Origin of the sequence: Campylobacter concisus (genome assembly GCF_015229955.1) — a bacterium.
Taxonomy (GTDB): domain Bacteria; phylum Campylobacterota; class Campylobacteria; order Campylobacterales; family Campylobacteraceae; genus Campylobacter_A; species Campylobacter_A concisus_AT.
Map to the genome: position 1 here is coordinate 197,223 of NZ_JAAKYZ010000001.1, position 23,627 is coordinate 220,849.

At 37.1% G+C, this 23,627-nt stretch carries 28 protein-coding genes; 21 read left to right on the forward strand and 7 right to left on the reverse strand.

Translation table 11 applies throughout. The features are described from left to right. The first annotated feature begins 1 nt into the window (after position 1). The 20 genes from G6W45_RS01000 to G6W45_RS01095 all read left to right on the forward strand — a co-directional run bounded on the left by G6W45_RS01000 (position 2) and on the right by G6W45_RS01095 (position 15,763). Entirely contained in the window at positions 2-637 is a 636-nt protein-coding gene (locus G6W45_RS01000; protein ID WP_194167229.1) for a biotin--[acetyl-CoA-carboxylase] ligase, read from the forward strand. Next, the gene (locus G6W45_RS01005; protein ID WP_021090449.1) at positions 634-1,416 is read left to right on the forward strand and encodes a ParA family protein; all 783 of its coding nucleotides are present in this window, start codon (positions 634-636) and stop codon (positions 1,414-1,416) included. The genes G6W45_RS01000 and G6W45_RS01005 overlap by 4 nt, the downstream gene beginning before the upstream one ends. Before the next feature lie 15 nt (positions 1,417-1,431). Beyond that, a complete protein-coding gene (locus G6W45_RS01010; protein WP_194167230.1) occupies positions 1,432-2,292 on the forward strand; it encodes a ParB/RepB/Spo0J family partition protein in 861 nt (286 codons plus the stop codon). Positions 2,293-2,387: 95 nt separating this feature from the next. Then, a complete protein-coding gene (locus G6W45_RS01015; protein WP_021091014.1) occupies positions 2,388-2,810 on the forward strand; it encodes a FoF1 ATP synthase subunit B' in 423 nt (140 codons plus the stop codon). 9 nt (positions 2,811-2,819) lie between these two features. Beyond that, entirely contained in the window at positions 2,820-3,332 is a 513-nt protein-coding gene (locus tag G6W45_RS01020) for a F0F1 ATP synthase subunit B (RefSeq protein ID WP_087578448.1), read from the forward strand. Continuing rightward, positions 3,332-3,862: a F0F1 ATP synthase subunit delta gene (locus G6W45_RS01025; protein WP_107709107.1), complete on the forward strand. Its 531-nt coding sequence runs from the start codon at positions 3,332-3,334 to the stop codon at positions 3,860-3,862. Before G6W45_RS01020 ends, G6W45_RS01025 begins: the two co-directional genes overlap by 1 nt. Positions 3,863-3,876: 14 nt before the next feature. Beyond that, positions 3,877-5,394, forward strand: a complete 1,518-nt coding sequence (gene atpA, locus G6W45_RS01030; protein ID WP_194167231.1) for a F0F1 ATP synthase subunit alpha — start codon at positions 3,877-3,879, stop codon at positions 5,392-5,394. A gap of 9 nt (positions 5,395-5,403) precedes the next feature. Further along, a complete protein-coding gene (gene atpG, locus G6W45_RS01035; RefSeq protein ID WP_002939426.1) occupies positions 5,404-6,291 on the forward strand; it encodes an ATP synthase F1 subunit gamma in 888 nt (295 codons plus the stop codon). Positions 6,292-6,302: 11 nt separating this feature from the next. Next, positions 6,303-7,700, forward strand: coding sequence for a F0F1 ATP synthase subunit beta (gene atpD / locus G6W45_RS01040; RefSeq protein ID WP_194167232.1), 1,398 nt, complete (start codon positions 6,303-6,305; stop codon positions 7,698-7,700). An 18-nt stretch (positions 7,701-7,718) separates the two neighbouring features. Continuing rightward, positions 7,719-8,108: an ATP synthase F1 subunit epsilon gene (atpC, locus tag G6W45_RS01045; RefSeq protein ID WP_002939398.1), complete on the forward strand. Its 390-nt coding sequence runs from the start codon at positions 7,719-7,721 to the stop codon at positions 8,106-8,108. Continuing rightward, complete coding sequence (locus G6W45_RS01050) at positions 8,109-8,693, forward strand: MotA/TolQ/ExbB proton channel family protein (RefSeq protein WP_194167233.1); 585 nt, start codon at positions 8,109-8,111, stop codon at positions 8,691-8,693. Further along, on the forward strand, positions 8,694-9,092 hold the full coding sequence (locus G6W45_RS01055) for a biopolymer transporter ExbD (protein ID WP_002939405.1): 399 nt from the start codon (positions 8,694-8,696) through the stop codon (positions 9,090-9,092). It begins immediately after the preceding gene. Position 9,093: 1 nt separating this feature from the next. Then, the gene (locus G6W45_RS01060; protein ID WP_194167234.1) at positions 9,094-10,041 is read left to right on the forward strand and encodes a TonB C-terminal domain-containing protein; all 948 of its coding nucleotides are present in this window, start codon (positions 9,094-9,096) and stop codon (positions 10,039-10,041) included. A gap of 24 nt (positions 10,042-10,065) precedes the next feature. Beyond that, entirely contained in the window at positions 10,066-11,322 is a 1,257-nt protein-coding gene (gene tolB / locus G6W45_RS01065) for a Tol-Pal system protein TolB (RefSeq protein WP_009294339.1), read from the forward strand. Positions 11,323-11,385: 63 nt separating this feature from the next. After that, on the forward strand, positions 11,386-11,892 hold the full coding sequence (locus G6W45_RS01070; RefSeq protein ID WP_002939415.1) for an OmpA family protein: 507 nt from the start codon (positions 11,386-11,388) through the stop codon (positions 11,890-11,892). A gap of 14 nt (positions 11,893-11,906) precedes the next feature. Then, positions 11,907-12,749 carry a tetratricopeptide repeat protein gene (locus G6W45_RS01075; RefSeq protein WP_194167235.1) on the forward strand — a complete coding sequence of 281 codons (843 nt, stop codon included), beginning with the start codon at positions 11,907-11,909 and terminating at the stop codon, positions 12,747-12,749. Between the two features lie 55 nt (positions 12,750-12,804). After that, positions 12,805-13,389, forward strand: coding sequence for an FKBP-type peptidyl-prolyl cis-trans isomerase (locus G6W45_RS01080; protein ID WP_223154902.1), 585 nt, complete (start codon positions 12,805-12,807; stop codon positions 13,387-13,389). A gap of 9 nt (positions 13,390-13,398) precedes the next feature. Continuing rightward, complete coding sequence (gene fabD / locus G6W45_RS01085) at positions 13,399-14,328, forward strand: ACP S-malonyltransferase (protein WP_194167236.1); 930 nt, start codon at positions 13,399-13,401, stop codon at positions 14,326-14,328. Continuing rightward, positions 14,325-15,008, forward strand: coding sequence for a 5'-methylthioadenosine/adenosylhomocysteine nucleosidase (locus G6W45_RS01090; RefSeq protein WP_148821212.1), 684 nt, complete (start codon positions 14,325-14,327; stop codon positions 15,006-15,008). The genes fabD and G6W45_RS01090 overlap by 4 nt, the downstream gene beginning before the upstream one ends. After that, on the forward strand, positions 15,005-15,763 hold the full coding sequence (locus tag G6W45_RS01095; protein WP_021090654.1) for a tRNA 2-thiocytidine biosynthesis TtcA family protein: 759 nt from the start codon (positions 15,005-15,007) through the stop codon (positions 15,761-15,763). Before G6W45_RS01090 ends, G6W45_RS01095 begins: the two co-directional genes overlap by 4 nt. A 272-nt stretch (positions 15,764-16,035) precedes the next feature. Here the strand turns inward: G6W45_RS01095 and recO are convergent, their stop codons facing one another. The 7 genes from recO to bamA all read right to left on the reverse strand — a co-directional run bounded on the left by recO (position 16,036) and on the right by bamA (position 22,703). Then, positions 16,036-16,650 (reverse strand): recombination protein RecO, encoded by a 615-nt coding sequence (gene recO / locus G6W45_RS01100; protein WP_194167237.1) that lies wholly within the window; start codon positions 16,648-16,650, stop codon positions 16,036-16,038. After that, complete coding sequence (locus G6W45_RS01105; protein WP_194167238.1) at positions 16,651-17,574, reverse strand: tRNA dihydrouridine synthase; 924 nt, start codon at positions 17,572-17,574, stop codon at positions 16,651-16,653. Next, positions 17,571-18,569, reverse strand: a complete 999-nt coding sequence (locus G6W45_RS01110; protein ID WP_194167239.1) for a LapA family protein — start codon at positions 18,567-18,569, stop codon at positions 17,571-17,573. Before G6W45_RS01110 ends, G6W45_RS01105 begins: the two co-directional genes overlap by 4 nt. Positions 18,570-18,578: 9 nt before the next feature. Next, positions 18,579-18,935 (reverse strand): RNA polymerase-binding protein DksA, encoded by a 357-nt coding sequence (gene dksA, locus G6W45_RS01115; RefSeq protein WP_035167251.1) that lies wholly within the window; start codon positions 18,933-18,935, stop codon positions 18,579-18,581. A gap of 10 nt (positions 18,936-18,945) precedes the next feature. Next, the gene (locus tag G6W45_RS01120) at positions 18,946-19,401 is read right to left on the reverse strand and encodes a 23S rRNA (pseudouridine(1915)-N(3))-methyltransferase RlmH (RefSeq protein ID WP_021090906.1); all 456 of its coding nucleotides are present in this window, start codon (positions 19,399-19,401) and stop codon (positions 18,946-18,948) included. 2 nt (positions 19,402-19,403) lie between these two features. After that, complete coding sequence (gene accD, locus G6W45_RS01125) at positions 19,404-20,318, reverse strand: acetyl-CoA carboxylase, carboxyltransferase subunit beta (RefSeq protein WP_194167240.1); 915 nt, start codon at positions 20,316-20,318, stop codon at positions 19,404-19,406. Between the two features lie 129 nt (positions 20,319-20,447). Continuing rightward, entirely contained in the window at positions 20,448-22,703 is a 2,256-nt protein-coding gene (bamA, locus tag G6W45_RS01130; RefSeq protein WP_084108780.1) for an outer membrane protein assembly factor BamA, read from the reverse strand. 89 nt (positions 22,704-22,792) lie between these two features. Between bamA and G6W45_RS01135 the strand changes: the two genes are divergently transcribed. After that, entirely contained in the window at positions 22,793-23,623 is an 831-nt protein-coding gene (locus G6W45_RS01135) for a prephenate dehydrogenase (RefSeq protein ID WP_194167241.1), read from the forward strand. The last annotated feature ends 4 nt before the right edge of the window (positions 23,624-23,627 follow it).

The window sequence follows — 23,627 nt, forward strand, 5'->3', positions numbered from 1 at the left end:
TTTGAAAGTAGAGTTTTTTCAAAGTCTGCCTTCGACGCAGGAATTTTTGATAGAAGCCCTAAAAAACGGCGAGATAAAGCCTCCGCACATGATCGTAGTGCACAATCAAACTAAAGGAGTCGGCAGCCGCGGCAACAGCTGGGAGGGGCTTGGCGGAAATTTATTTATGTCATTTTGCATAAGCGAAGATGAGCTACCAAGCGACATACCTCCGCCCTCGATCTCGATATATTTTTCTATGCTGATGCGTGAAGTCTTGAGCGAACTTGGCTCAAGGTGCTGGCTAAAATGGCCAAATGATTTTTACGTAGATGACCTTAAAATAGGCGGCACCTTGACAAATAAAGTGGATGAAATTTACATTTGTGGCATGGGGATAAATTTGGCTAGCGCGCCCGAAAACGCGGGCATTTTGGATATCAAAACTAGCGTAGATGAGCTAGTTTGGGGCTTTGTTAGCATGCTTGATAAAAAGATTTTATGGAAGCCAATTTTTAGCAAATTTAGGATAGACTTTTGCAAGTCAAAAAGTTTTATTACGCATATTGCAAATAGAGCTGTTTCGCTTCAAGATGCTGAAATTTGCGAGGATGGAGCGATATTATTAAACGGGGAAAAGGTATATTCTTTAAGATGAGTGAGATAATAACAATAGCTAACCAAAAAGGCGGCGTTGGCAAGACTACAACAGCCGTAAATTTAGCCGCATCACTGGCAGTTGCTGAGAAAAAGGTATTATTAATAGACATCGATCCACAAGCAAACGCGACGACTGGGCTTGGTTTTAGCAGAAGTGACTATGAGTTTAATATCTATCACGTCTTAACAGATAGAAAAAAGCTCTCGCAAATCGTGTTAAAAACTGAGATCCCAACACTTTTTTTAGCTCCATCAAATATTGGGCTTGTAGGCATTGAGCAAGAATTTAACGACCAAAATAAGGACTATAAACTAATCCTTAAAAATAAAATTTCAGAAGTTGTAAACGACTATGATTTTATCATCATCGATAGTCCTCCGGCACTTGGTAGCATTACGATAAATGCTCTTAGTGCAAGTGATAGTGTTATCATCCCGATTCAATGTGAATTTTATGCACTTGAGGGACTAGCGCAGATCTTAAATACAGTCAAGATTATTAAGAAGACAATAAATCCAAAGCTAAATATAAAGGGCTTTTTGCCGACTATGTTTAGTTCGCAAAATAATCTCTCAAAAGAGACAATTGCAAATTTAAAGCAGCATTTTGAAAATAAGCTCTTTAAGAGTAAGGACAGCAAAGAGGAATTTGTGGTCGTTCCAAGAAATGTGAAACTTGCTGAAAGCCCAAGTTTTGGCAAGCCAGTGATACTTTATGATATAAAATCGCCTGGCTCAATTGCGTATCAAAATCTGGCATATTGTATTTTAAACTAAAAAATAAGGAAAAAAATGGCGAAAAAAGGTGGATTAGGGCGAGGACTTAGCGCGATACTTGAAGATGTAGAGCAGGCCTACAGCAAAGAGATTGCAAATTTAAATGACTCTGAGATAGTCGAAGAGATAAACATAGATGAAATTTTGCCAAACCCATACCAACCAAGAACGCATTTTGACGAGGAAGCTTTAAAAGAGCTAAGTGCCAGCATCAAAAGGCACGGACTGATCCAGCCAATAATCGTCATCAAAAAAGATGATGGCTATATGCTAATAGCCGGTGAGCGAAGATACCGCGCTACGAAGATGCTTGGAGGAAGCAAGATAAAGGCGATCATCGCTGATATCAAGTCTCAAAATTTAAGAGAGCTTGCGCTTATTGAAAATATTCAACGTGAAAATTTAAATCCAATCGAACTCGCAAAGTCGTATAAAGAGCTTATAAATGAGTATAAGATCACACAAGACGGCTTAGCAAACATCATCCATAAGAGCAGAACTCAAATAACAAACACAATGAGACTTCTGCTTCTTAGCGACTATACACAAAAACTTTTACAAGAAGATAAGCTTACACAAGGTCACGCTAAAGTTATAGTTGGGCTTAGCACCGAAGAAGAAAAGATGGTTGTTGATACGATCATCGGTCAAAAGTTAAGCGTTAGGGACACAGAAATTTTAGTAAAAAAGATAAAAAACAAGGAAGAGATAAAAGACAAAAAACCAAAAATTTCTGAGGAAATGAGTAAAAAACTATCAAATTTACAAGAAATTTTTAAAAATTTAAAGATAAATACAAAAGTAAAATCTGGCAATCTAGTTTTAGAATTTAATAATATTTCACAGGTGGAAGAATTTATTTCTAGGCTAAAATAGAATTACAAATTTATTTTTATTTTTAGTAATTTATTGTAAAATCAGACTTTAATTTGAATATTAAATAAAACTTAATGATAAAATAAGGAGAGTGGATGTTAGAAATAGATGTGCCATTGATGCTTTTAACGGCTGTCGTTTTCTTGGTATTGATCGCTATTTTGAATTCCTTGCTTTATAAGCCAATGCTCAAATTCATAGATGACAGAAATGCCTCTATAAAAAATGATGAAGAGAGTACTAGTAAAAATGCAAGTGATCTAAGTGTTCATGAAAAAGAGATTGAAGAGATTATATTAAACGCAAGGACTGAGGCCAATAAAATAAGGCAAGAAGCCTTAAATTTGGCAAAAGAAGAGTCTTTAAAAGAAGTAAATGCCGTAAAAACTAGTTTAGAGGCTGATTACAATGAATTTTTAAATGCTCTAAGCTCCCAGAAAGATAACTTAAAAGCAGATCTATCAGCTAAACTACCTGAACTTAGAGCGGCTTTAAATGCCAAGCTCTCTAAAATTTAAAGGAATTTTATGAAGATAAAAATTTTATTTTTTCTAGCACTTCCATTTCTAGCTTATGCTAGTGAGCATGGTGGAACAAATTACGATATAGTAGAGAGAACGCTAAACTTCTTACTTTTCTTTGCTATTTTGGTATATTTTGCAGCTAAGCCACTAAAAACTCTTTACCAAAGTAGAATTGATAGGATCGCAAATAAGCTTGAAAGTATACAAGAAAAACTCCGTGATTCTAAGGCCAAAAAAGATGATGCTCTAAAGCGTGTTGAGGAAGCTAAGCAAAATGCAAATTCCTTAATCGAAACTGCAAAAAAAGAGGCTTTAAATTTAGCTGCTAAGGTTAAAAGTGATGCTCAAAATGATATAGCAAATCTTCAAAAGAGCTACAAAGAGCAAAAAGAATTTGAAGAGCGCAAGATGACAAAAGGCGTTGTAAACGAAATTTTGAGCGACATTTTCTCAAGCGATAGCCTAAAAGTCGATCAAAAAGAGCTTGTAAATATCATACTTAAAAAGGTTAGCTAATGAATGAAGTAGTAGCTAAAAAATACGTAAAAGCGATCTTAAGCGATGTAAAATCAAATGAACTTAATGTATTTGTTGAAAATTTATCAGAGCTGGCAGCAGCTTTTGCTAGTGATAAATTTAAAAGCATTATAAGTTTGCCTACTTTAAAGGCTTCACAAAAGGTTGAATTTGTACTATCTTTGGTTAAAAATCAAGATGCTAAATTTGCAAATTTTATTAAGCTTCTTGGCGCAAACAAAAGACTAGAGCTTATCCCAGCGATCTTAAACGAGATGAAGATAGAGCAGTCTCTACTTGAAAATACATATCGTGGTGAGGTTATTGGAAATTTTGATCTAAGCGCTGATCAGCTAAAAGCTTTGGAAGAGAATTTCTCTAAGAAATTTAACTCTAAGATCAAGCTTGATGGCTCAAAGAGCGATTACAACGGCGTAAAAGTTGAGTTAGACGATTTAGGTGTCGAGGTAAATTTCTCTATCGACAGACTAAAAAGTCAAATGAGTGAATATATATTAAAAGCAATTTAAAAAGGAGTGAAAGCGTGAGTGTAAAAATTAAAGCTGACGAAATTAGCACGATAATCAAAGAGCGTATCGAAAATTTTGATTTAAGTGTTGATGTAGAAGAGACCGGTAAAGTCATCTCAGTCGCTGATGGCGTTGCTAACGTTTATGGTTTGAAAAACGTTATGGCTGGTGAGATGGTTGAGTTTGAAAGCGGTGAAAAGGGCATGGCTCTTAACCTTGAAGAGAGCAGTGTTGGTATAGTTATCCTTGGAAAAACTAGCGGTATCACAGAAGGAAGTTCTGTAAAAAGACTTAAAAAACTTCTACGCGTTCCAGTTGGCGATGCATTGATCGGCCGTGTTGTAAATTCACTCGGTGAGCCAATCGACGCAAAAGGACCAATCGAAGCTACTGAATCTCGCTTCGTCGAAGAAAAAGCAAAAGGTATCATGGCAAGAAAAAGCGTTCATGAGCCACTTCAAACAGGTATCAAAGCTATCGACGCACTTGTGCCAATCGGTAGAGGCCAAAGAGAGCTAATCATCGGCGACCGCCAAACTGGTAAAACAACAGTTGCTATCGATACTATCATCAACCAAAAAGGTCAAGATGTCATTTGTATCTACGTAGCTATCGGTCAAAAACAATCAACCGTTGCTCAAGTCGTTAAAAAACTTGAAGAATATGGCGCTATGGACTACACAATAGTTGTAAATGCTGGTGCTAGTGACGCAGCTGCGCTTCAATACCTTGCCCCATACGCTGGTGTAACAATGGGTGAATACTTTAGAGATAACTCTCGCCACGCACTAATCATCTATGATGACTTGTCAAAACACGCGGTTGCTTACCGTGAGATGTCTTTGATCTTAAGAAGACCACCAGGTCGTGAAGCTTATCCAGGTGACGTTTTCTACCTTCACTCAAGACTTCTAGAAAGAGCAAGTAAGCTAAATGACGCACTAGGTGCGGGATCTTTGACAGCTCTACCTATTATCGAGACACAAGCGGGCGACGTCTCAGCTTATATTCCAACAAACGTTATTTCTATTACAGATGGTCAAATTTTCCTTGAGAGTGACCTATTTAACTCAGGTATCCGCCCAGCGATTAACGTTGGTCTGTCTGTTTCTCGTGTCGGTGGTGCAGCTCAGATCAAAGCTATCAAACAAGTTTCTGGTACGCTAAGACTAGACCTTGCTCAGTACCGCGAACTACAAGCTTTTGCTCAGTTTGCAAGTGACCTTGACGAGAGCTCACGAAAACAACTAGAGCGCGGTCAAAAAATGGTTGAAGTACTAAAACAACCTCCATATTCTCCGCTTCCAGTTGAGAATCAAGTAGTTATCATATTTGCTGGTGCTAAGGGCTATTTAGATGATGTTGCAACTGCAAATGTAACAAAATTTGAAGCTGAGTTATATCCATATATTGAGGCAAAATACCCTGAAATTTTTGAGCAGATCAGAACTAAAAAAGTTCTTGATAAAGAAGTAGAAGAAATTTTACATAAAGCGTTGAAAGATTTTAAAGCGACTTTTGCCGCTAACTAGGGCTAAGATATGTCAAATTTAAAAGATATAAAACGAAAGATCAAGAGCGTCCAGAACACTCAAAAGACGACGCGCGCGATGAAGCTTGTCTCTACAGCAAAGCTTCGCAAAGCTGAAGAGGCTGCACGCTACTCTAGAGTCTATGCACTTAAGATCAATGAGGTTTTATCGGAGATAGCTTATAAGATCAATCAATACGCTTCAGTTATGACTGAGAGTAAATTTTTTAACACAACAAAGAGTGTAGAAAAGGTTGATATTATATTTGTTACCGCTGATAAAGGGCTTTGCGGTGGCTTTAATGTCCAAACTATAAAGACAGTTAGGCGCATGATCGATGAGCTAAAAGCCAAAAAGATCAAAGTTAGACTAAGAGCTGTTGGTAAAAAAGGCATTGAATTTTTCAATTTCCAAGGCGTTGAACTACTTGAGACTTATGTCGGAGCTAGCTCTTCTCCTACTTATGAAAAAGCTCAAAAGATCATAAAAGACGCTATTGATGATTTTACAAACGGCATAACAGATAAGGTTGTGCTAATACACAATGGCTATAAAAATATGATTTCTCAAGAGATTAGAGTAAATGATATTGTGCCTATTGAGCCGTCTAAGATAGTTGCGGTTGAGACAAATTCTTTGATGGAATTTGAGCCAGAGGACAACTATACTAAGATTATGGATGAATTGCTCAATAAATATTTTGAGTATAGTATGTATTATGCTTTAGTTGACTCTTTAGCGGCTGAGCACAGCGCTAGAATGCAAGCTATGGATAATGCAACAAACAATGCTAAACAACGAGTCAAACAGTTAAATCTTGCTTACAACAAAGCAAGACAAGAGTCTATTACCACTGAGCTTATCGAGATCATCAGTGGTGTTGAATCAATGAAATAAAAGGAGTATGAATGAAGGGTGTTATTAGTCAAGTTATGGGCCCTGTGGTCGATGTTGACTTTAATGACTACTTGCCGAAGATCAATGAAGCTATCGAAGTTTTCTTTGAGGTTGAGGGCAAGAAACATAAACTAATATTAGAAGTTGCTGCTCACCTAGGTGATAATAGAGTTAGAACGATCGCTATGGATATGAGTGAGGGTCTGACTCGTGGCTTAGAGGCTAAAGCGCTTGGTGCACCTATTAGTGTGCCAGTTGGCGAAAAAGTTTTGGGTAGAATTTTTAACGTAGTTGGCGATTTGATCGACGAGGGCGAGGGTATAAATTTTGATAAGTACTGGTCTATCCACCGCGATCCTCCTCCATTTGAAGAGCAAAGTACAAAGAGTGAAATTTTCGAAACTGGTATCAAGGTAGTTGATCTTCTAGCTCCTTATGCCAAGGGTGGTAAAGTTGGTCTATTTGGTGGTGCTGGTGTTGGTAAAACGGTTATTATTATGGAGCTTATCCACAACGTTGCGTTTAAACATAGCGGTTACTCTGTATTTGCAGGCGTTGGTGAGAGAACTCGTGAAGGAAACGACCTTTATCACGAAATGAAAGAAAGTAACGTTTTGGATAAAGTTGCCTTGTGCTATGGCCAAATGAACGAGCCACCAGGAGCAAGAAACCGTATCGCACTAACTGGTCTTACAATGGCTGAGTACTTCCGTGATGAGATGGGACTTGACGTTTTGATGTTTATTGATAATATCTTCCGTTTCTCTCAATCTGGCGCAGAGATGTCAGCTCTACTTGGACGTATCCCATCAGCTGTTGGTTATCAGCCAACTCTTGCAAGTGAGATGGGTAAATTCCAAGAGAGGATCACATCAACCAAAAAAGGTTCGATTACCTCTGTTCAGGCTGTTTATGTTCCAGCTGACGACCTTACAGACCCAGCTCCTGCAACTGTTTTTGCTCACCTTGATGCTACGACAGTTCTTAACAGATCGATCGCAGAAAAAGGTATCTATCCAGCTGTTGATCCACTTGATTCAACATCAAGAATGCTCGATCCTCAAATTTTAGGAGCAGATCACTATAAAGTAGCTCGCGGCGTTCAAGCTGTGCTTCAAAAATATAAAGACCTTCAAGATATCATCGCTATCCTTGGTATGGACGAGCTTAGCGAAGAAGATAAGCTAACAGTTGATAGAGCAAGAAAGATAGAGAGATTTTTATCTCAACCATTCTTCGTTGCTGAAGTATTTACAGGTAGCCCTGGCAAATATGTAAGTCTTGATGAAAATATCGCTGGCTTTAAGGGAATTTTAGAAGGTAAATATGATCATCTACCAGAAGCAGCATTTTATATGGTTGGAAATATAGATGAGGCTTTAGCTAAAGCTGAAAAACTTAAGGCTTAAATTTAAAAAGGAAGCGTAATGGATAAATTACATTTAGAGATCGTAACTCCTCAAGGTCAGATATTTAATGATGACGTGAGTAGTGTAGTGCTTCCAGGTAGCGAGGGTGAGTTTGGTGTTTTACCAAACCACGCCTCATTAATATCTCTTTTAAAAGCAGGTATTATAGATATAGAAGATAAGCATAAAAAGCATGATGTAGTTGCTATTAACTGGGGCTATGCAAAGATCGATGAGGGCAAAGTAGTTATACTAGCTGACGGTGCAGTCTATGTCTCTGGCAATAGTGAAAGTGAGCTTGCAAATTCATTAGAAGCTGCTAGAAATTTAATAGAGAGTATGAGTAGTGATACAAATGCTTTTGCAGCAACTATATCAAAAATGGAAAATGTAGTGAGAGCAAGATAAGTGGGCGGAATAGATATATTTTTAAATTACATTCAAAGAAGTAGTTTTATTACAATTATAGTTTTAACTTGGTTGTCAATATATTTTATAGTTAGTTTTACAATTCTTTTTTCAAGAATGGCTGGCATAGGGGCTTGGCAAAAACGCGAGCAAAATGCGCTTGAAGCACTACTTATGGGCGCTAAAAATATACCAAATGACTCATCTTTAAAGAAGTGCGCAAGTGGTAGAATTTCGAAAGAAAAGCTAAATGTTTGCATAAGCATTGCCGAAAAAAATGCTACAAGTGGGCTTACATGGCTTAGTGTAATAGCTTCTACTTCTCCATTTATCGGTCTTTTTGGAACCGTTGTTTCTATTTTAGAGACATTTTCACAGCTTGGAAATGGCGGAGGTTCATCACTTGGTATTATCGCTCCAGCTATTTCAGAAGCGCTTGTCGCTACTGGATGCGGAATTTTTGTTGCTATCCCAGCATATACATTTAACTTGCTTATAAAAAGAAAAGCTTACGAACTAATGAGCGTTATCGAGCGTCAAGCTGACGTTATGATAGCACTTAAAAAAGATGACGAGACGTTATAGATGGCTCTTAAATTTGACGACGAAACACCAGAGTTAAACATAACGCCTCTTGTTGACATCATGCTTGTTTTGTTGGCTATTTTAATGGTTACAATGCCAACTATAACATATCAAGAAGATATAACATTGCCAGATGGCTCAAAGGCAAAAACATCTACGTCTAAACAAAAAGATCTTATAGTGTCTATAAATGCACAAGGACAAGTTAGAATAGATCAAAGTACAATGAGCCTTGCTGAACTTCCAGATAACATTGCACTAATGAGTGCAAAATATGACAAAACCTCGCCTATATACATAAAGGCTGATAAAAATTTAAAATACGATGATGTTATGTTTGTATTAAAGACTTTAAAAGGTGCTGGTTTTAATAAAGTAGCTTTAGAGACAAACGGTTAAGATGTCTAATAAAGTTAAATTTCCAACGCTTAGTTCGTTTTTTGTAGCGTTTTGCATTTACATTATCATTGTGCTTGCTTTGTTTATAAAGCTTACTTTTTTTAGCGAACCTCCTAAAAAATATACTGATGACAAAGATGCTATTATGGACGTAGTTATGGTTGATAGAGAAGTTGATCAAACCATAAAAGCGCCAAAACAAGCAAAAGAGGTCGTAAAAGAGACAAAACCAGAACCTAAAAAAGAGTCAGAAGAAGACAAACAAGAGACTACAAATAAACCTGTTGTGCCAGATGAGCCATTACCAACCCCAAGCTTGCCAACTCCTCCAAAAGAAGAGCCAAAACCTGAGCCTAAAAAACCAGAACCAAAGCCTGAAATCCCAAAACCTAGTGAAGAGCCTAAAGAGGATGTCAAGCCAGAGCCAAAACCAGAGCCTAAACCTACGCCAAAGCCAGTTGAAAAGCCAAAACCAAAAGAGCCAAATATAAAAGATCTCTTTAGTGACATAGACTCGACTAAGCTTAAAAAAGATGATGGTATAAAAAAGGCTGAAAATAAAGTGCAAAGTCGCAAAAAAAGCGAGGCTTCTAGCTCAAAAGCTGCAAAAGAGGCTAGCGACATCATCAAGAGCTTAAAGATAGATCAAAACCCAACAGCTCCAAAGTCACAAATGACCGGCACTTATGATCCGTTGATGGGTGCTATAACAAAACAAATTCAAAGAAGATGGCAAAGCTATAAAGCCGACTCTGCAAACCTTGCCAAAGTAAAAGTCATGATAGATCAGAGTGGAAATTTTAGCTATGAAATTTTAGAGCTATCGTATAATGAAGAGTTTAATGCAAAGGTTAGAGAGTGCCTGGAAAAGCTTACTGCAGAGAAATTTCCATTTAATCCAGACAAAAGTACTACTTTTAATTTAAATTTAGAAGATAAAATAAACTAAAATTTATAAATTTACGGAGTAGAGATGAAGAAAATTTTTCTTTTTTTGTGCGTTGCTCTAGGGCTTTATGCTGCTGACGCGACCATATCTGTTATAAACCAAGGTGTTGCTTTGCCAAAGATAGCTTTGCAAGATGCAACTACAGCTGTTAGTGATGCAGGCTTTAAAGATAAATTCTTTAAGATCATGCTAGGCGACTTGAAAGTTAGCTCAGACTTTGAGGTTATCGAAGATCACGTGCCTTCAACATATGAGGGAACAGCAGCTACAAATACAATGAGCGACAAAGGTGTTGAGCTTATCTTTAGATATGCTCTTGAAGGTTCTATGGGCTCACCTCTTACTTTAAGAGTAAAACTCATCGACGCAAAGACTGCAACTACAAGGTATGAGAGAGTATATAACATGCCTGATGGTGCTAAATATCCGTTTTTGGCACACAAAAGTATTGTTGAGCTAACAAATGAGCTAAATTTACCACCAGTTGGCTGGATGGAGAAATTTATTATCCTAGCAAAATACACTTCGGCTCGCCAAAGCTCTATTATAGTGGCTGATTATACACTTACTTATCAAAAGACGATCGTAAGTGGCGGTCTAAATATCTTCCCTAAATGGGCAGGCGCTGATCAGAGTAAATTTTACTATACATCTTATGTAAATAACAGACCAACTTTGTTTAGATATGATCTAAATTCAGGCACTAAAACAAAGATAATAGATAGTATGGGTATGCTTATAGCATCTGATGTTAGCAAAGATGGAAGTAAAATTCTATTAACTATGGCTCCAAAGGATCAACCAGATATTTTCATCTATAATACAGGTAGCAAAAAATTAACTCAGATCACAAACTATCCAGGCATTGATGTAAATGGAAATTTCGTAGATAATGATAGCAGAATAGTTTTTGTCTCAGATAGACTTGGATATCCAAATATCTTCGCAACACCTGCAACTTCAGGCGGAAGTGTTGAGCAAATGGTATTTCATGGCAAAAACAATAACTCAGTAAGTACTTTTGAAAACTATGTAGTTTATTCAAGTAGAGAGGCTAGTGGTGGCTTTAATATCTATCTAATCTCAACTCAGACTGATTTTATCCGTCAGCTTACAGCAAATGGTAAAAATAACTATCCAAGATTTTCAAGTGATGGTCAAAGTGTCGTATTTATCAAAGAACTTGGCGGTCAAAGCTCACTTGGTGTTGTTAGATTAAATGAAAACAGAAGTTTCCAATTTCCATTAAAAGTAGGTAAAATTCAATCTATTGATTGGTAATATTCTGGTAATATTTAAAAAAATATGTTATAATTCGACCAAATCTTTCAAAAAGGATAAGGAATGAAAAAAGTAGTTCTAGCAAGTGTTGCAGTTGCAACTTTATTGTTGAGCGGTTGTAGCTCTAAAAACCCTGAAGTTGATATGAATGCAAATTCAAATCAATCTGCAGATAACTCAGGTAGCATGAGTGATGCTGATAGATTAGCAGCTCTTATCGCTAACATCGAGAGCCAAGTTAAAAGTGTATACTTTGACTTTGATAAATTTAATATCAAAGCTGACCAACAAGGTGTTGTTAGCTCAAATGCATCAGTATTTAACCAAGCTGACGCTCAAGCTCTTTCTATAAAAGTAGAAGGTAACTGCGACGAGTGGGGTACAGATGAGTATAACTATGCTCTTGGTCTAAAACGTGCTAAAAGTGCTAAAGACGCTCTTGTAAGAAATGGCGTTAGCGCTGATAGAATCGCTGTAGTAAGCTTTGGCGAAAGCAACCCAGTTTGTACAGACAAAACAAAAGCTTGCGACGCTCAAAACAGACGTGCAGATTTCAAAGTACTTCCTTAATCTGTAAGTAAATAATGAATAAAAAAATAATCATTGCGGCTCTTCTTGGAGCCGCTTTTTCTATAAGTTCAGCTCAAGAAGTTTCAGCATTTGACGCAGGCAATATGGATAGTGCAAATCCATACGGACTAACAGATGATGAAAAAGCAACTCTAAGCAATAAAAGAAGCGTTCAAAATATCGAAGAAAACATGGATAATGTTTCAGAACAACTTCAAGGTTTGCAAAGCTTGATCGAGAGCATGAGTGCTAGGATGAACAAGCTTGAGCAAAGAATGAACGATATCGAAACCAAAGTCAATGGCGGTATAAGCGATTCTGGTGTAAGTTTGGCATCATTAAAAGCTTATGTTGATGAGACTAGGGATATACAAGATAAAAACTATAAAAATATTACTGCTGCCTTAAATAAACTAGGCGCGATAATGGATAAAAATGCTGCTCAACCAAAGCAAAATGCAAATCCAAAACAACAAAATAAGCCAACTTCAAATTTTAGTGGCAAAAGCGATAAAGATATTTTAGCTGATGGCATTAAACTTCTAAATTCTGGCAATAGCACAGAAGCAGCCGAATATTTTGAATACTTAAATAAAAAAGGCTATAAAACTGGTGCTTCAAATTATTATCTAGGTGAAGTTGCTTATAGTCAAAAATCATATAGCACAGCCATACAATACTATAAAAAAAGTATACAAAGTGAAGATAAGGCTGACTACACTCCAAAACTTTTGTATCACACAGCTATAAGCTTTGATAAGATCGGTGATACTCAAAGTGCAAATAGGTTTTATAAGGCTTTAAAAGTAGGCTATCCAGATAGCAAAGAAGCTAAAGCCGCTCCCAACAGAAACTAAAATTTACTCTTTTTTAGATATAATCTCACATTAATCAAAACTAAATTCCAAGGAGATTATTGTGAGTAAAGATCAAGTTATAACTATGTTTTACGAACTAAAAGATGCCAACACTGGTGAAATTCTAGAGTCAAATATGCAAGAAGGTGGTCAAATTTCTTTTATTACAGGACATGGCCATATTATAGAAAAGCTTGAAGAAGAAGTTAGCAAGCTAAAATCAGGCGACAAAGCTACTATAAATATCAAAGCAGCTGAGGGTTGCGGCGAATACAATAAAGATGCCATCCAATCACTTCCAAAAGAGCAATTTGCTGGTATAGACCTACATGAAGGCATGGAACTTTTTGGTCAAAATGAAGATGGCTCAAGCGTTCGCGTCATCGTTAAAGAGATCAAAGATGACGAAGTAACAGTTGATTTTAACCACCCATACGCTGGCAAAGACTTGCTATTTAATGTTGAAATTTTAGAAGTTAGAGACGCAACTGAAGATGAAAAAGCAACTGGCATGGTAGCAGGCGCTCACACTTGCGGTTGTGGAGGACATGATCATGATCACGAGCATGAGTGCTGCGGTGGTCATGGACATGGCGAAGGTGGTTGCGGTTGCGGTGGTCACGGACATCACCACCACTAAGAAGCCAAAATGAAAAAATTTGCTTTTATTTTTGCGGGTCAAGGCTCGCAAAGTGTTGGCATGGGGAAAGATTTTTATGAAAATTTCTCTTCGGCAAAATTTCTATTAAATGACGCTTGCAACGACACAGGCATTGACTTTGAAGAGCTTTTATTTACACAAAATGATAAGCTAGATAAGACAGAATTTACTCAACCTGCCATCGTTTTAAACTCGCTTATGAGCTATCTAGCTTTTAGTGAGCGCATAAAAGCTAATCCAGAGTTTAGCCTAGGTCACTCGCTAGGAGAATTTACAGCCCTTGCGGTTAGTGGTGCGTTTAGCTTTGTTGAAGCGATTAGACTTGTAAATTTACGTGGTAAATTTATGCAAGAAGCTTGCGTTGGCAAAGATGCTGGCATGATGGTAGTGCTTGGACTTAGCGACGAAGTTGTTGAGGGGATTTGTAAAGAAGCACAGGATGAGGGCTTACAAATTTACGCTGCAAACTACAACTGCGATGGACAAATCGTTGTCGCTGGCGTAAGAGCCGATCTTGCTAGTTATGAAGCAAAATTTAAAGAAGCTGGCGCAAAAAGAGTAATGCTTTTAAATATGTCAGTAGCAAGCCATTGTCCGATACTTGAGCCAGCTAGTGTTAGACTAGCAAGCGAGCTTGAGAGTACTTTGGCTACCAATTTTTCTCCAGTTGTCTCAAATGTAAATGCTAAAATTTATACTGATAAAAGCGAAGCACTAGTCCTACTAAAAGAGCAGCTAATAAAACCAGTTTGCTATAAACAGAGCATTAAAAACTATGAAAATGATGTTGATTGTTTTATCGAGCTTGGTGCTGCGACGTTAAAGGGCATCAATAAAAAAATTACTGAAAAGCCAACTTATAGTATTACTGATATGGCAAGTCTTGAAGAAGTTGTGAAAATTTTGGAGGAGAGATGATAGCGATACTTGGAGCTATGCAAGAGGAGATAACACCGATCCTTGAAATGGTTGGTGAATATAAAACTGTTCAATATGCAAATAATAAATTTTACTTAGCAAACTATAAGGGAAAAGAGCTAGTCATTGCCTATTCAAAGATAGGTAAAGTAAATGCAGCCATAACGGCAACTTTAATGGTAGAAAAATTTAAGGCCTCAAAATTGCTCTTTACTGGCGTAGCTGGCTCACTTGATGAGAGTTTAAAAATAGGCGATATGCTTTATGCTACTAGCTTAGTGCAACATGATCTTGATATCACGGCTTTTGGCCATCCTTATGGCTATGTACCAGGCACAAGTATATTTGTTAAAAGCGATGAAGGACTAAATGAACTGGCAAAAAAGATAGCTGATAAAAAAGATATGAGCTTAAGTGCTGGTATTATTGCGACCGGAGATCAGTTTATCTGCGATAATGAAAAGAAAGCTTGGATAAAAAAGATATTTAATGCGAGCGCTACCGAGATGGAAGGTGCTAGCGTTGCACTAGTTTGCGAAACACTTGGTGTGCCATTTTTTATACTAAGAGCTATCAGCGATGGAGCTGGTGATGCAGCAGAGTTTGACTTTGATAAATTTTTGCAAGATTCAGCAAATGTTAGTGCAAAATTTATACTTGAAATGGTAGAAAGCTTATGATAGAGCTTAGTAAAAGGCTTCTTAGGCAAGTTGGTCAGACAAACGCCAGATACAAGATGATAGAGGGCGGAGATAAGATCTTGCTTGGTCTTAGCGGTGGTAAAGATAGCCTCGCACTAGCTCACGTACTAAAGCATATCCAAAACGTTACACCTGAAAAATTTGAGTTTAAAGCAGTAACACTAAGCTACGGCATGGGTGAGGACTACGCTTATCTTACGAAGCATTGCAATGAGCACGGAATAGAGCACGAAGTGATAGATAGCTCAATTTTTGAAATTTCAAAAGAGAAAATCCGTAAGAATTCCAGTTTTTGTAGTTTCTTTTCTCGTATGAGAAGAGGCTATCTTTATACTTACGCCTTAAAGCATGGTTTTAATAAGCTCGCGATTGCTCATCATCTAGACGATGCCGCGGAGAGCTTTTTTATGAACTTTACATATAATGGTGCACTAAGGACGCTTGCCCCAAAATATACTGCAAAAAATGGAATCACGGTTATTAGGCCATTTATCTTCGTTCGCGAGAGACAGCTTCGCGAGAATGCTATCAAAAATGAATTAAGAGTTATCGGTGATGAAGCATGCCCTGCAATGAGATTTGACGTAAAGATGCCGCATGCTAGATATGAAACCAAACAGCTTTTAGCAACCTTAGAAAAAGAAAATCCAAAACTTTTTACTTCGCTAAAAGCAGCATTTGAAAATATTCATACTGATACTTTTTTTGCTCTCAATAGCAGTAGTGAAGAGTAAAATTTTTACTTGCTTTTTGGGACTAATCCCAAGAAGCAAGCTATAAATATTTCTATTTTAATTAGCTCGTATCAAAATAAATAAAAAATGTATGAATAGATGAAATTTTTATACTTGTGCATAAATCAAAACTATCATATACAGCAAATACAAAAGCATTTAGTGCAAAAAGCTACTGGTTAGAATTTTTATAACTTAGAAAATTGAAGCTTAAAAAATAGCCATGTGCTTTAAGCATTAAGAAATAGCTATTTAAAATAGCAAGCTATAGCCTAAAGTCCGTCAAGTAAAATTTTATAAAGGCGGTTTATCTCATCGTCATTTAGCTCGATCGTGCTTTTTGTATCAAACAAATTTTTGATCTTACCAGCGTCAAATTCGCTCCTATCAAGGCAGTGCTTGTGAGAGGGTAAAAAACCACGAGTTAAACAAAGCTCGCTCTCTATCTCCTCGTCGCAGATGAAGCACTCAAGCTCGCTGTGAAGCCTACCTTCATACTCTAAAATTTTAACGTAGCTTTCGATGATAAGGCGTTTTGGATTTTGTAGCTGCATCTGTTTGGCGCAGCGATCAAGCTCGTTAAAGTAAATTTTATCGAGCTGCTCGACCTCTTTTAGATGATCATAAAGTAGGCGCATGAACTGCTGCCAAATGATGAGCTTGTCGCGCTCTAGCAGCCATTTAAAGCCAAGGTGAAGTATGCTTCTAAGCTTTGGTAGAAATTTCGCCTCTTGCTCTAGCTCAAAGTCGATCTTATAGCCAGTCATGATGTTTGAGTGGCGTGCGCCAAAAAATCTATACGATTTTACGAGCAAATTTGGCGTTAGCACAAAGACTAAAAGGTCCTCGTCTCTGACCTTTTGCACGCGCAGGATATAGCCTTGCATCTAGGCAAAAAACTCCCTTATGCGCTCTCTCATCGCTGTCACGTCTTTGATAAAATTTATATCATTTCTAAAGGTTGTTGCGCCATCTATCCCCTTGCTGTACTGATGCAAATGCTTTCTAAATATGCAAAGTCCATGCTCTCCGTAGTGCTCGATCATAGCATCAAAGTGAGCTAGTATGATCTTTTGCTTTAGCGCCTTATCCACGCTAGTTTTGGTCTTTATCTCGTGAAATATCCAAGGGTTACCGATGCTTGCTCTGCCGATCATTAGGGCATCGCATTTTGTAAAACTAAGAATTTCATCTGCATTTTGTGCGTTTATATCACCATTTGCGATGACTGGGATTTTTACGCTCGCTTTTACTCTAGCGATCGCTTCGTAATCAACCTTTGCGCTGTATCCGCCAGCTCTGGTGCGCCCATGCACCGCGATGTAGTCTGCGCCGGCTTCTTCGCAGGCTTTTGCGATTTTGATCTCATTTTTATCATTAAAACCAAGCCTAAATTTAACGCTTAGGCTCTCTTTGTTTGAGATGCTTTTTATAGCTGAGATTATGCTTTGAAGCTTGTCAAGATCGTTTAACAAAGCCGATCCCGCACCTTGTCTAACGACCTTTGGCACAGGGCAGCCGCAGTTTAGATCGAGCCCATGAATCCCATCAAATTTATTGATTATCTGCACGGCTTTTTTTATATTTTCTATGTCACTGCCAGCTATCTGGACGACATAGGGCTCTTCGTTTGGGGATTTTTTAATCATTTCAAGCGTTTTGTCACTGCTCTCATAGACCAAGGCATTCGCGCTGATCATTTCGCTAACAGTGACATCACAGCCAAATTTCTTAACTACGCTTCTTAGTGGCAAGTCAGAAAAGCCAGCAAGCGGTGCTAAGAAAAGTGGCTTTTTGCTAAAGTCTATCATTTAAAAAATAACGAGCTAGGCACCATTTTGCCGTTATCTCGTAAAAACAGCAAGACCTTTATCTCTTTAAACTCATCTGGGTCGCTACCTTCGATAGCCTCTCTTACTTTATCAAGCATCTGAAGCTCAAATAGCGCATATACGTAAGCCTCATCAGCATCAGCATGGATGCTTTTTAACTTCTCAAAGATGCTGATAAATGCGTCTGGTTTTAGCTTATTTTTAAGCATTATGGCTACTTTGTCGTATTGAGCTTTTGTCACTTTTGCGTTGTTTAAAAGATCAAAAATTTCATCACTGCTTAGATCGATCTCGTCATTTACAAATCGGGTAATAATAAGCATTATATCTTCACTCGCTAGTTCAAAATTTAATCTTTTGATCTCGCTAAAAGAAGCTACTTTTATGAGTTTATCAAATGCAGCTTTTTTAAGGCTCTCGTTTTGTTCTTGATTTTTAAGTATGTCAAGATAGTAAGTAGGTAGTTGCTCGATTTTATTTAGCTCATTTAGGATATTTAACTTGCTATCTTTTGCTAATCTAAATTTCTTTAGATCGACGATCTCTTTATTTTTTATACTTTTTATAGTTTGTAAGATATTGTTTATTTCAGCATCATCTACACCGACATCTTTAAGCTCGCCTACTGGTGAGATAGAGCGAGTAAGCTGTGAGGCGATCTTGTAAGTGTCGGTTTTGAAGTCTTTATTGCTCTCAAAGCCAAGAAGCGTCTCTTTGGCTAAATCTTTATAAAGCTGGCTATCCTTTTTGATCCATTTTTTATATCTATAAAAAGCATATCCATGATAAGCGATATGAAGTAGAGCAAGAAGTGCTAAAACAACTACCGGAAGAGCGACCCAAATAGCAATTGGCAAAGTTATAGTTTGGCCTAAAAGCTCAAATGTGTAATCAGAACTATTAAGAGAATAAGTAAGTCCTGCAACAACTACTATGTAGATTATGCAATAGACGAGAAATTTTCTAGTTTTCATATTTTCTCCTTAGTTTTTTGCTGTTTTTTCGATTATTTCACGGCAAGTTATGCAGTATTTTGCATGTGGTTTTACTTTTAGTCGCGGTATGCTGATCTCCTCTTCGCACATATCACAAATTCCATAAGTTTTATTTGCTATCTTCTCTAGTGCTTCATCTATTTCTGATAGCTCCGCTCTTTGTTGTGTCGAGATCGAATGCTCTATTAGCTGATCTGTATTTACTGAGGCTATATCAAACTCATCGCTTACACCACTATCTCTTAAGCCATTTACTTCAACAGATGAATCATAGATATTTTTTTTGATCTGTAATTTTCTTTCTTCAAGTAATTTTTTAAAAAAATTTAGCTCAGTTTGTGTCATTTATATTCCTTTATTTGTGGTATGGGTGGTTTGCATTTATGCAAAGTGCTCTAAAAATTTGCTCAAAAAGTACAAGCTTGGCAACCTTATGCGCCATCGTCATCTTGCTTAAGCTTATGATTTTTTGCGCTTTATTCTTTAAATTTTGGCTAAGGCCGTAAGCTCCACCTATGAAAAAGTTAATTTGTGAATTTGAGTTTAAAATTTGTGCGAATTCTTGGCTGTCAAGTTGCAAGCCATTTTCATCAAGCATTACGCAAAAGCCTTTTAAATTTGGCTCATAAATTTCATCATAAGCTCTTAATGCTTCGCTTTTTCCAGTGCTTTGAGCTTTTGCTATTTTTTCATTGAAAAAGACTTTATCGTTTATCTTGGCAAATTTTGCACTCATTTTTATATATTCTTGTATTTCGTTTTCAAAGTTGTCACGTGATGATTTTTGAATGCTAAAAACTGAAATTTCCAAATTTAGCCTTTGGTTTTTAGCTTTAGTTCAAAGTTATTTCCGCTCTCATCTTGTCTTTCTTTTTGATGCATTGTCTTGTTATTTGTGAGAAATTTAACCATATCGCTTATATATTTTTTATGTTCGCTTCTTGGCACAATAGCATCGATTAAGCCATGTTCTAACAAAAACTCAGCTCTTTGAAATCCCTCTGGAAGGTCAGCACCAATGGTTTGTTTGATGACCCTTTGACCGGCAAAGCCTATCAATGCGCCAGGTTCAGCAATTATTAGATCTCCAAGCCAAGCAAAAGAGGCACTAACGCCACCCATCGTCGGATCAGTAAGTATTGAGATGTAAGGTAGCTTTGCTTCATCAAGTAGTTTTAAAGCAGCTGATGTCTTTGACATTTGCATCAAAGAGAATGTACTCTCTTGCATTCTAGCTCCACCTGAAGCACTCACTATGACTAAAGCTTGGCGTTTTTCTATTGCTCGTTTTATCGCTCTTACGATCTTTTCACCCTCAACTGAAGCTAGCGAACCACCCATGAAACCAAAGTCAAAAACAACTAGCTGGATATCTTGCCCGTCGCATTTACCTTCGCCACATATCACTGAGCTTGTGCGTCCTGTTTTTTCTTTATTTTCTGTGATCCTTTTTTTGTATGATTTTTTATCAACAAAATTTAATGGATCTACCGGTTTTAAATTCGCGTCAAATTCTACAAAGCTATCTTCATCACAGATCAAATTTATGCGATCAGTAGCTTTTAATCTCATATGATAGCCACATTTCGGGCATACATTAAAACAAGCTTCAACTTCTTTGTAGTACATCAGTGAGTGACAATTATCGCATTTTACCCAGTGCGTAGGTGCTTCTTCTGGACGAGGTTGAGCTTTTCTTATCTTTGAAAAAATATCTGAGAAATTCATATTTTTACCCACTTATATTAAAAATTGTGGGATTATATCTAATGTTTGCCTTGCTTTTTCTTATATGACTTAAAGTTTATTTATTTGTGGAGGTTTAAAGGGGCAAGTTAGCCCCTTTAAAGTATCTTGTTAGAATCGTCTTCCAATAGTAAATTCAAATGTATTTGTATCATCACCCTCTTTAGGTTTAAGAGCTTTTGCAAAGATTAGTTGAAGTGGTCCGATAGGAGTTATCCACTCGATACCAGTACCAACTGATGATCTTTTTATCTCATTTAGACTATTTTCACCGATCATGCCGTAGTCATAAAATACAACACCACGCATTTTGACACGATCTATTATAGGGAAGCTTATTTCAGCTGAATTATTAAACGAAGTTTCGCCGCCATATTCGTAGTAGTCGCCATTATATTTTACCTTTGGAGATACGGTTCTACTCTCGTAACCACGTAAGCTTCTTATACCACCAAGGTAAAGTCTTTCGTTGATTGGAGTATATCCTCTTTCCCAAATTTTGCCAAAGCTTGCTTTGTATCTTAAGATAAGATCGTAGTCGATGTACTCTCTAAGGCCTAGATAGTAGTTGAAATTTGTGCGATTTTTGATAAAGTCTATATCGCCACCAAGCCCAGCTATCTCAAATGATGTGCTAGCTATGATGCCACGTCTTGGCAAGTAATAATCATCAGTGCTATTATATGTTAAAGCCGGAGTTATGGCACTTTTTATAGCTTTACCTTCTCTATAAATTTCTTTTTTGGTTTTTGTGTTGATATCTCTTAGTTCATCATCTTTTAAGGTAATTTTGCTTTGCTCAATGTTGTAAGTAAGTGATGCACTTAAATTTCTAGTTAGTTTTCTACCTAGTGTTGTGCTAAAGCCATAGCTTCTCTCTTTATATGTTCTCCAGTCATAGTCATTTGCGTAAAGTGTTCCACCAAGGCTATACTCTGAGTCAAAAATTCTTGGGTTTGTAAGACTTATCTGACCTGAAAGCTCTCTGTCACTTTTATCAACACTTACTTGTCCTTGAAGGCCAGAGCCAAAGATATTTGTGTCAGAAAGTGCCGCGTTTAGTAGTAGTCCGTCACTGCTGCCATATCCAATACCACCGCTTATTGAGCCAGTTGAAGCCTCTTTTACTTTTACTTTTAAATCAACTGTATTTTTATCAACCGGATCTTCTTCTATCTCAACATCATCAAAGTAGCTTGTTCTTTTTAGCGCATCTTTTGAGTCTTGAAGGTCGGTTCTACTATATAAATTTCCTTCAGTTAGATAAAGTTCGCGTCTTACAACGCGGTCAACAGTTCTATCGTTTCCTGAAATTTGAACATTTCTTATATATACTTTTTCACCAGGATCGACTTCGTAGTCAATATCGACAGTTTTATTTTCATCAAATTTATCAGTCTTTGGATAGACTTTTACAAACGCATAACCTTTGTCAGCAACCATATCATCGAGCTTTTTCATATCTTGGCGAAGTCTTGCTGAGTTCATTGTATCACCAGCCTCAAGCCTAAAGTCATCTATAATCTTTTTAGTATCAAGCTCTAGCTCTTCAGGTGCCGTAATGCTTACATTTGAAACCTTATAAGGCTCACCTTCATGAACATAATAAGTAAGATCAGCTGTGTAATTATCAAACGATGAATTTAAATAAGGTGACGAAATAGTCGCGTCTAAATAGCCTTTTTGGAAATATTTGTCTTGTATTCTTGCTGGGTCATTTTCAAGCTCAAAAAGTTTAACTTTACCATCATTTCTGCCCCAAAGCCAGCCCATAAATTCTCTACTTTTGTTTGCAACTACTGGCTCAATGTCGTCATAATCAAACTCTTTTGCACCGACTAAATTTACATTTTTGATTATCATATTTTCGCCGCGGTTTATGTTGAGCGTTATAAAAAGTGAGCTGTCGTTGTCTGCAACTGGTTGTTTTTCTACGTCAACAACTGTGTCAAAGTAGCCCTTTGACTCATAATATTGGCGAATTCTCTCTTTAGTTTTTTCTATTGTAAGCTCATCGTACATATTGCCTGGTTTGATGTTGATTAGCGACTCGATCGCAGTTTTATCATTTGTTACAACACCTTTTAGATCAACTCTCGCAACACTTGGCTTTTCTTTTACAGCTACTAAAAGATTGCCATTGCCTGTATCTTCTATGTAGATATCGTCGAAATAATTTTGTTTGTATAAATTTGTGATCGCCTTATCGCTAAGCTTTGGAGTCAAATCCTGACCGACTTTTAGGCCCATTATTTGGCTTGCTACTTCAGGCGAAAGGTGAATTAGGCCTTTAAAATTTATTGACTGGATTGTTTGTGCGCTTAGGCCACTGAAAGCTAATGCTAATAAAAATAATTTCTTTTTCATTAAATTTAACCTAGAGTTTTAGTATAAATGCGTATAATATCATATTTTATTTTTAATAAATTTAAATTTTATAATTTTGAAGGTTTTTTATGAAAATAGGTATCATCGGACTTGGTCTTATGGGTGGCTCACTTGGTCTTGCACTAAAAGATGAAAAATTAATCTCTTGTGTTAGTGGATATGACAAAGATGAAAATCATAGCAAAAAGGCCTTAGAGCTTGGCTTGGTGCATGAAATTTTAAGCATTGACGAGATGAAAAAGAAGTGTGACATCATCTTTTTGGCTGTGCCAGTCGAGGCTATCGTGAGCATCGTGCAAAATTTAACTGATATCAACGAAGATACAACTATCATTGATTTTGGCTCAACTAAACAAAAGATCATCGAGGCAGTACCAGAAAAAATTCGTAAAAATTTCATCCCAGCTCATCCAATGGCAGGTACTGAGTATTCTGGTCCAGAGGCTGCTTTTAAATCACTTTACACAGGAGCAACTGTTATCGTTTGTGACTTTGCAGAAAGCGCAGAAAAACATGTAAAAAGAAGCGTTGAGCTATTTTCTTGCCTTGGTATGAAGATCATTTTTATGAGTGCGAAAGAACATGATCATCACGTGGGTCTTATTTCGCATTTGCCTCATGCGATTGCATTTTCTCTAGCGAGTGGAATTTTAAAAGAAGAGGATAAAAGGCATATCGTAGCACTAGGTGGACCTACATTTAAGGGTATGATACGTGTCGCAAAGAGTTCGCCTTTTATGTGGAGCGATATCTTTAAGCAAAATAAAAATAATGTTGTTGAAGCTATAAATATGTTTGAAAAAGAGCTAAATTTGTGCAAAGATCTCATCAAAGATGAACGCTGGGACGAACTTTTTGCCTGGATGAGCGACGCTAGGGCTGTAAGAGAAATTTTGTAATTAA